The sequence below is a fragment of the Helicobacteraceae bacterium genome, assembly GCA_031258155.1.
Taxonomy (GTDB): domain Bacteria; phylum Campylobacterota; class Campylobacteria; order Campylobacterales; family SZUA-545; genus JAIRNH01.
Map to the genome: position 1 here is coordinate 63,233 of JAIRNH010000040.1, position 8,011 is coordinate 71,243.

Here is an 8,011-nt window from a genome sequence, read left to right on the forward strand (position 1 = left end):
AGCGCCTATTTTATACGGCTGACAAGCGTTTTTGCTAGGGATAGCAGTTCGCCGTCGTTTTCGACTAAACCTTTCGCTTCCTCTAGCAGTTTATTCGCGTATCGACGGCTTTTGTCGATCGAACCTGATTGATGTAGCGCCGTTTTTAACCAATTCGCGTCGCTTTTTGTTAGTTTTTTTCTAAACAGCGAGACCAATTTTTGCCTTTCGCTTTTGTCGGCGCTATGATAAAAATCGATTAGCGGCAGAGTAACCTTGCCTTCGCTTAGATCGTTAAGCGCGGGTTTGCCAAGCGTCGCCTCGTCTTGAGTGATGTCCAAAATATCGTCTATTACCTGAAACGCGATTCCAAGCAGAGCGCCAAAACGTTTAAAACGCTCGCGGTTTTCGCCCGCTAAGATCGCCGCCGATTCGCAGGCGGCTTCGATCAAAGCCGAAGTTTTAAGATAAATCATATTTTCATATTTTTCGCGATCGGAGTTAAACGATTTAGACAGCTCCGAATCCAGATATTCGCCGTATGAAAGTCTAGCTACGGCTTCGCCGACGATTTTTGCTATCGTTTCGCCGAGTTCTACGAGTTTCGCGAAGGCTCTCGCGTAAAAAATATCGCCGACCATAACCGCTTTTTTGGCGCCGTCGGTTATAAATACGGAGGGCGCGCCGCGTCTAGTTTTGGCGTTGTCGATAATATCGTCGTGAAGCAAGCTCGCAAGGTGAATCGTTTCTATGATCGCGCTTAACAAAAAGCGTTTATCGCTATCCTTGGCGATCGCGCAAATCAAGCGGCTTCTTAACTGTTTGCCCGCCGGAATTTTATCTACATAATCCCTGATCGGCGGCTCGAAAAATCCGCTTATTATACTATTGATTTCGTTCATTAAAACCCTTTTTAACGGTTACTAGTCCTTGCGCGTCGGATAGATACAGGCGCATATTCGATACGTTGCGATCGAGATCGAATCCTTCAAATACGATCATAATATACGGACGCGGCGGCGTTGCGTCGGGGCTGGTTTTAACGGGTATCTTGATCGCGTTGAGTTTATAGTCGTCGTAGAGGATCGTCTGATATGGAAAATGATCGTATTTGATCAGCGAAACCAATCCGTTGTTATGAAAAAGCGACCACCTAAAAGTCAGTATATTTTCGTTGACTTCAAATACGGCGAATTCGTCTTTTTTTAAGCTAAACGACTCGCTATGCGCCCAATCTATCGCCGATAGATTTATCGTAAGCAAAAAACCTAATAATAGCTTCCTCATCTTTCGCTTCCGCTTGCTATTCGCGCCATAATCTCAATCATCTTGTCGTTGCGATCGCCGCAGAGATCGAGTAGCGCCAATATCTCCGCTTTGACGATCTGCCGATCGCCGTTAAATAGCATATCGAAAAACCGCTCGGTTATATCGCCGCTAAATAGATCGTCGGGAAATATCGCGTCAAGGTCCATCAATAAAGCCGCTTTTTCTTTAAGACTAAGATACGTTTATAAGAGTCGATTATCTTTTGCGGATCTATTTCGCCGCTTTCCACGGCTTGTTTAACGATAGTTAAAGCCTTTTGAGGTATATCGGGGTCTTGCGTAAGCATATTGGAAAAAATCAGCGCGTCGTCGCCGGCGTTGATCGCTCTTACCAGCGTTTCGTTGAGATCGAAATATTGCGTAATCGCTCCCATCTGCAGATCGTCGCTTATAATTACGCCGATGAAACCGGCGGCGCGCAAGCGATCAATATGCTTTCGCGAAAGCGAAGCGGGCAGTTCGTCTATGTCGCGGTCGATAACGTGAGAGATCATCGTCGCGCGCGCCAAATTCGCGTTTATAAGCGTTTTGAACGGAATTAACTCCTTCTCCTCGTAAGCGCCCGTAGCGTCCGCTTGCTCTACGTGCGGATCGGCTTTGGCGCTGCCGTGTCCGGGGAAATGTTTTAGGGCGGTTAGTATGCCGCAAGAGTCGTGCGCCTGTATAAACCGCTTGGCGAATTCAGCCGCTTTGATAGGATCGGAGCCAAAACTGCGCTCGTCGCTCGCTATTACGCTCTCGCCATTTTCCAGATCGACTACCGGCGCGAGGTTAAAATTGATTCCGTATCCGCGCAATTCGCACGCGAGGTTGCGATATACGGCGCGCGCGCCGTTTAGCGTCCCTTTGCCTATTTGTTTCGCGGACGGATACTCGCTAAAGCCTTTTTTAGAGTTTAGCCGCTGAATCTTGCCGCCTTCTTGATCTATCATTATCCATAGCGGCGGGTTAGAGCCGACCGAGTAATGAAGGGCGCGCGTAAGCGCCTCAAGCTGCAAAGGATCTTTAACGTTGCGAGCGTAGATAATCACGCCCCCGATCTCGCCGTTTTTGATTTGGCGTATGACAAGTTTCGACCACTCGTCCTTCGCGCTTTGCCCTTCAAAACCTACGATAATCATCTGCCCTATCATCTTTTCCAAAGGCGCGGGGTATTTCGCGCTCGCGGGGCGGGTTTGATCGGTTTGCGGCGTTTGAGCGCTCGCCAGATAAAGCGCCAGCGAAAACGCAAACAAAGCGCGAAACGTCATAGTTTTTCCCAAACGGTTCGACCGACGAGATCCATCACTCCTACGCCGATAGCGCTTAACCTCTCTCTTATCGCGTCGGCTAAGGCGTAGTCCCCGTTCGCCTTCGCCTTCGCGCGATCGGCTATCAGCTTTTCGATCTCGTTTTTATCCTCCGCGCTCACTCCCCACTGAAACCATTCGTAAGGGTCGCTAGCGCCTACGCCGAGCAGATCGCAAATCAATTTTAGGTTGCCGCTAAACGCCGCTTTCGCCGCCTTATCTTTTGGATTTTTATCCAGCAGATCGTTTGCTCGCGCGATCATATCGTCGATAAGCGCCAACGCCTTAGATATATTCAGATTGTCGCGCAAAGCGTCGATTAGATCGTCTTTAAAAGAGGGTTCGGGCTCGGCGGCGCTCGTATCGACGCGTTTTTTGAGGCGATAAATGCGATCAAGACGCTTTTTGCTCGCGTTTAGATCGCTGTAATTGTAGTTTAAGCCCGCTCGATAGTGAACGCTCATCAGGTAAAACCTAAGCGCTTCGCCTTGAAAGATCGTCAGCGCGTCTTTAATAAAAAAGCTGTTGTTAAGCGATTTGCTCATCTTGCGCCCGTCGATTCTCACAAAGCCGTTGTGCATCCAGTATTTTGCGAGCGTTACGCCGTATCCGCATTTGGTCTGAGTCGCCTCGTTTTCATGGTGCGGAAAAAACAGATCGTCGCCGCCGCCGTGAATATCGCACGCGTATTTAGCGCCTAGGCGAAATAGATGCGTCTGCGCCATAGCGGAGCATTCCAAATGCCAGCCAGGGCGACCTCTGCCAAAAGGCGAATCGTAGCCCGCGCGCTCGTTATCCTTTGCCGCTTTCCAGAGGGCGAAATCGCGCGATCCGAGCTTTTGCTCCGCCGAAACTCTCGTTTGCGTATCCTCTTGCGTTTCGCCTGAAAGCAAACCGTATTCGGGATATTTGGCGGTTTCAAAGTATATATCGCCGTTTGGCGTTTTATACGCCGCGCCTTTTTTAAGCAGCCTGTCGATCAGATCGATCATCTGCGGTATATGCTCGGTAGCTTTCGGCTCTATTGTGGGCGGCAAAACGCCCAGCGCGTTCAGATCGCTTCGGTAGCGATCGGAGTAAAAATCCGTAATTTCGCCGAGCGATTTGCCCGTTTGAGCCATTTTGTTCAAAATCTTGTCGTCTATGTCGGTAATATTGCGCGCGAAAGTTACCTTGTAGCCAAGACAGGTTAAAACGCGTCTAAGCAGATCGAAGCTAATAGCGCTTCTTGCGTGTCCTAAGTGCGAATCGTCGTAAACGGTCGGACCGCACACGTAAATACGCGCCTCGTTTTCAAATTCAGGCGCGAATTCGACCTTGCTTCTTAAATGAGAATCAAATAGAAAAAACCGCTTCACCCAAAAAACCCTCGATAATTTACGGCTAACTTAAATCCCTCGATCGCGAGCGCCTCCAACGCAACGGCGATCGCGAGCGCAAAAACTAATTTGGCGCGAATCATACCCAAAACCGTCTGCCAACCGAGAGCCTTCGCGCTCAAAAACAGCAAAATTACGCCCGTCAGCGCGCCGGCGAGGGCAAGACCGCTAACGCCGAGCGGCTTAATAAAAGCAAGCGAAAACAGAATGTTAAACCCAAGCGCTATAGCGCTGTTCTTTGCCGCCAGTCCCTGCCTAGCGGTGGAGTATAGCCAAAGCGAAAATAGCCGCGCCAAACCAAACGGCGTAAGTCCGATCATATAGATCGCCAATATATTCGCCGCGGCGCTCGTATCGGCGCGCGCGAATTTACCTCGCTCAAACAGTAGCCAGATAATCCCGTCGCTCAAAAGCGCGCCGCCCAACGCGCTCAAAGACAGCAAAAAGGCGAGCAACCAGAAGTTTTTGCTAAGCAACCTTTTTGATTCGCCCATATCGCCGCGTTTGATCGCCTTTGCGATCGCGGGGAAAAGCGCCATCGAAACGGCGATGGCAAAGAGCGCCAGCGGCAGTTGAAATATGCGGTTGGCGTAATAGAGATAGCTTACGCTTCCGACGGCTAAAAACGTGGCTAAAAGCGTATCTAAAAACGCGGAGACATAGGCGGTGGACGCGCCGAAGACGGCGGGAAAAAAGGCTTTGTAGAAACGATCGGTATCGGCTTTGGAGTCGCGTTTTTTCTTGAAGCCGCCAAGCAGCATAGCGCCAAGCCTCTTGCCTTTTAGCGCCGCGATATGCAATAAAAGCTGTAGCGCGCCGCCTATCAAAACGCCGAAACTTAGAAACCAGACGATTGTCTTCTCGTTTTCGCCGCGCGCGATAATTAGCGCGATAATCATCGAAACGTTTAGCAGCGCGGTTGAAAACGCCGGCGCGGCAAAGCTGTTGCGATAGTGCAGTAACGCCGCTAGAAACGAGATCAAAAACACAAAATCCAGATACCAAAAATTCACGGCGACAAAAGGCGCGGCGGTCTTAATAGTAGCTTCGTCGAAACCAAGCGCGATCGCCGCCGTCAGATATTCGCTAAAGATCGTCGCTAAAAGCGACAAGATCAAAACGGCGCAGAAAATTCTCAAAAACACGTTTACGCTGAACGCGCCTTTGTATTTAGCGGCGACAAACGACGGCAGAAACGCCTGCGTAAAAGCGCCGTCCGCAAATACGCTCCTGAACAAATTCGGGATTTTGATCGCGACAAAGAAAATATCCGAATAGATATTCGCGCCTAGAATTGAAGCTGTGGTAAAATCTCGCGCAAAACCGGCGACGCGAGAGACCAAAATCCCCGTCGAGTTGGTAAATATGCCTTTCAATTCAGCCCTTTTTGGCGATTGTAGCAAAGGCTTGTATAAAGGCGGTTACTTGCCAGATAGCGAAGAAGGTTTAGAAAAGAAATCGACCGAATCGGGCGGCGTAGCGGCGCGTTTTTTGAACGCGAATACGATAGAAACCGACAACATACCCGCCGCGCTCAAAGAGAGCGCCAATCGTTATGGCTTGAAAACGTCGCAGATCGATTTTCAGATCCAAAGCGCGACGACCTTTGTCAAGTTTCCGGAGTCCGCCGTTCCGTGCGAGCTGACTCCGGCGATGATTGGCAGGCTTAGCGACGCGGAGCTACTGATCGACGGCGATTTCGCGATCAAGCAGATATATACGGCATCTTTCACTCCGGCGCCTATGGAGCGGGATAGGCAGATAATCGCGGAGGTCGCCGCCAACGGCGCGAGAACCAAAGCGACGGCGACTATTATGCCCGCCAGCAAAATACGCGCTTTTTCTTCCGTTAGAGAGTATCTTATCGACGAGTTGAATAAACTGAAATTGCGATACGGGATGATCATAGGTTTGCGCGAAGGCAGTATGAAGGACGATATAGCGGTTTTAGTCAACAAGATTCGCATTCACGATTGCGTTCCGGAGCCTTTCAAAGTTACGCTGTGCGACTGGGTCGCGCCGTCGCCGACGATCAACGCCAATCTGCTTTTGCATTTCAAAGACAAAGATCGTCAGGCGCCAAAAGAGAGCGATCGTATAGACTACGCCGATCGCGGCTTTATAAAAACGGTCGAAACCGGCGAGTTGTTGATCGAGTATATCAAGCCCAAAAACGGAACGGCGGGGCGCGATTTTCGCGGCGGGTATATTCCGGTTCTTAAAGCCAGAAAAGAGTTCTTTCCTATACGCGAAGTCGATAGCGAAGCGATCGATACGCGCGAGAGCGATCGCGCTATCGGCTACTACGCGAAGCGCAGCGGATACGTTGCGTATAAGAGCGCCAGAGGCGGCAGCCTCTCTATCGGCGATACGATCGAGGTGGAAAGCGTCGATTTCAAGACTACGGGCAATATCCAAGCGGGGTTGGATCGCGAGATAAAAATCCGCATCGAGGGCGAAGACGCTTCCGAAGATCATATAGGTCCAAATACCAAGATTGAAGCCAGCGAGATAGCGCTTGCGGGCAGCGTGGCTAACGGGGCGCAAGTCAAAGCGGTGAAAGTTTCCGTGGCGGGTCAAACCCATAGCACAAGCTCCATCGTCGCGGAAAGCGCCTTGATCGGCGTTCATAAGGGGATGCTAGAAGCCAAAACGGTTAAAATCGACCGTCTCGAACATGGACGGGTAAGCGCGGACGACGTGGAGATTGAGCTGGCGATCGGGGGTATGATTTGGGCGCGGAGGATTGTGATCGGCGTTTTGCGATCGCACGCGACGCTGATCGCCAGCGAACGGATAGAGATTAAACGGCTTGCGGGCGGCGAGAATCATATATATATTGAAGCCGCCGCGAACGCCGCCGATCGTAAACGGCTTGAAACGTTGATGACGGAAAGCAAGGCTTGTAATCGCGAGGCGAACGCCGCTTTTCGCAAATACGACAAAAAACGCGCGATACTCTTGAGAAACAAAGCGCAGTTCGATCAGTTGCGCGAGCGGGTGGAGAGCGATCGCTTGGCTGGTAAAAATTCGCCGTTGGCGTTTGTCGAGCGCTATAACCGCTATATCGAAGAGATGAAAAACGCGCGCGCGCTCAAAGAGGAGTGGGAGAGCGCGCAAAGCAAGCAAGAGGAGTTGCAAGACGAATTGAGCTTGATTCAAAACCGCGTGCTAAACGCCGTTGTGATCAACAAGGATATATGGCGCAATTACAACGAAATCCGTTTTCGCCTGCTCAGTCCGCCAAAAGAGCTGCTTTTCGTGCCGAAAGAGAATAGCCGCGCCGGAGAGATTAGGCTGGAGATTAGCGGCGTGGAAGATTACGCGATCAAGGCGATAGAGTGATTAGCGCGATCGAAGGCGAGATTATCGCTAAAGAGCCAAACTATTGCGATATTATGACCTCCTGCGGCGTGGCGTATAGAGCTTTTATCTCGCTAAACACATACGCGGCGCTCGATAAGGCGCGCGCGCGACTGCTGACCTCGTTGATCTCGCGCGAGGACTCTATGACCTTATACGGCTTTGCGAGCGAAGCCGAACGCGCTTTGTTCGAGGTTCTAATAAAGGTAAGCGGCGTGGGACCAAAGAGCGCGATAGCGATTTTATCGACTTTCACGCCCGCGCAATTTGCGGAGGCGATCGCAAACGGCGACGAGCGGCTTTTGACCAGAGCGCCCGGCGTCGGCAAAAAAAGCGCCGGCTTGATGATTGTGCAACTCGGCGGCAGCCTAAGCAAAATAAGCGGCGGCGGCGAAAGCGCGGCTGGCAAAGCGGCGCAGGCGTTAGAAACGTTGGGATTTAATCCGCGCGAGATCGCGCAAGCGCTGGCGAAGTGCGCGTCCTCCGACGTCTCAAGCCTCGTTAAGGAGGCGCTTAAATTACTGAAAAAGTCCTAAAGCCGCTCTAGCGGGCGTCGAAAAGAGAAGTTGGCGCGTTGTTTCGCGTAGGCTGGCGCGGCGATCGCGGCTATTTACGCGCGAAGCGATGCGCTACTTTTGCGCGATAACCGCAAAGCGTAGCCGCAAATTTGCAA

8 protein-coding genes are annotated in these 8,011 nt (G+C 51.2%); 2 read left to right on the forward strand and 6 right to left on the reverse strand.

The annotated features are described in order from the left end of the window. Window positions 1-5: 5 nt before the first annotated feature. The 6 genes from LBF86_05700 to murJ are packed head-to-tail and all read right to left on the reverse strand — an operon-like array spanning window position 6 to window position 5,351. On the reverse strand, window positions 6-881 hold the full coding sequence (locus tag LBF86_05700; protein MDR0664998.1) for a polyprenyl synthetase family protein: 876 nt from the start codon (window positions 879-881) through the stop codon (window positions 6-8). Continuing rightward, the gene (locus LBF86_05705; protein ID MDR0664999.1) at window positions 865-1,266 is read right to left on the reverse strand and encodes a hypothetical protein; all 402 of its coding nucleotides are present in this window, start codon (window positions 1,264-1,266) and stop codon (window positions 865-867) included. Before LBF86_05705 ends, LBF86_05700 begins: the two co-directional genes overlap by 17 nt. Continuing rightward, window positions 1,263-1,454 carry a hypothetical protein gene (locus tag LBF86_05710; GenBank protein ID MDR0665000.1) on the reverse strand — a complete coding sequence of 64 codons (192 nt, stop codon included), beginning with the start codon at window positions 1,452-1,454 and terminating at the stop codon, window positions 1,263-1,265. Before LBF86_05710 ends, LBF86_05705 begins: the two co-directional genes overlap by 4 nt. After that, the gene (locus LBF86_05715) at window positions 1,454-2,557 is read right to left on the reverse strand and encodes a glycosyl hydrolase (GenBank protein MDR0665001.1); all 1,104 of its coding nucleotides are present in this window, start codon (window positions 2,555-2,557) and stop codon (window positions 1,454-1,456) included. The genes LBF86_05710 and LBF86_05715 overlap by 1 nt, the downstream gene beginning before the upstream one ends. Next, window positions 2,554-3,954, reverse strand: coding sequence for a cysteine--tRNA ligase (gene cysS, locus LBF86_05720; GenBank protein MDR0665002.1), 1,401 nt, complete (start codon window positions 3,952-3,954; stop codon window positions 2,554-2,556). Before cysS ends, LBF86_05715 begins: the two co-directional genes overlap by 4 nt. Next, on the reverse strand, window positions 3,951-5,351 hold the full coding sequence (gene murJ / locus LBF86_05725) for a murein biosynthesis integral membrane protein MurJ (protein MDR0665003.1): 1,401 nt from the start codon (window positions 5,349-5,351) through the stop codon (window positions 3,951-3,953). The genes cysS and murJ overlap by 4 nt, the downstream gene beginning before the upstream one ends. A gap of 49 nt (window positions 5,352-5,400) precedes the next feature. Here murJ and LBF86_05730 point away from each other — a divergent pair, with 49 nt between their 5' ends. Further along, window positions 5,401-7,320 carry a FapA family protein gene (locus LBF86_05730; protein ID MDR0665004.1) on the forward strand — a complete coding sequence of 640 codons (1,920 nt, stop codon included), beginning with the start codon at window positions 5,401-5,403 and terminating at the stop codon, window positions 7,318-7,320. Further along, window positions 7,317-7,874, forward strand: a complete 558-nt coding sequence (gene ruvA / locus LBF86_05735) for a Holliday junction branch migration protein RuvA (protein ID MDR0665005.1) — start codon at window positions 7,317-7,319, stop codon at window positions 7,872-7,874. Before LBF86_05730 ends, ruvA begins: the two co-directional genes overlap by 4 nt. Window positions 7,875-8,011: the final 137 nt, after the last annotated feature.

Bases quoted from the DNA above. Each gene is read 5' to 3' on its own strand.
- LBF86_05700 (MDR0664998.1), bottom strand. From the start codon at position 881: ATGAACGAAATCAATAGTATAATAAGCGGATTTTTCGAGCCGCCGATC.
- LBF86_05705 (MDR0664999.1), bottom strand. From the start codon at position 1,266: ATGAGGAAGCTATTATTAGGTTTTTTGCTTACGATAAATCTATCGGCG.
- LBF86_05710 (MDR0665000.1), bottom strand. From the start codon at position 1,454: ATGGACCTTGACGCGATATTTCCCGACGATCTATTTAGCGGCGATATA.
- LBF86_05715 (MDR0665001.1), bottom strand. From the start codon at position 2,557: ATGACGTTTCGCGCTTTGTTTGCGTTTTCGCTGGCGCTTTATCTGGCG.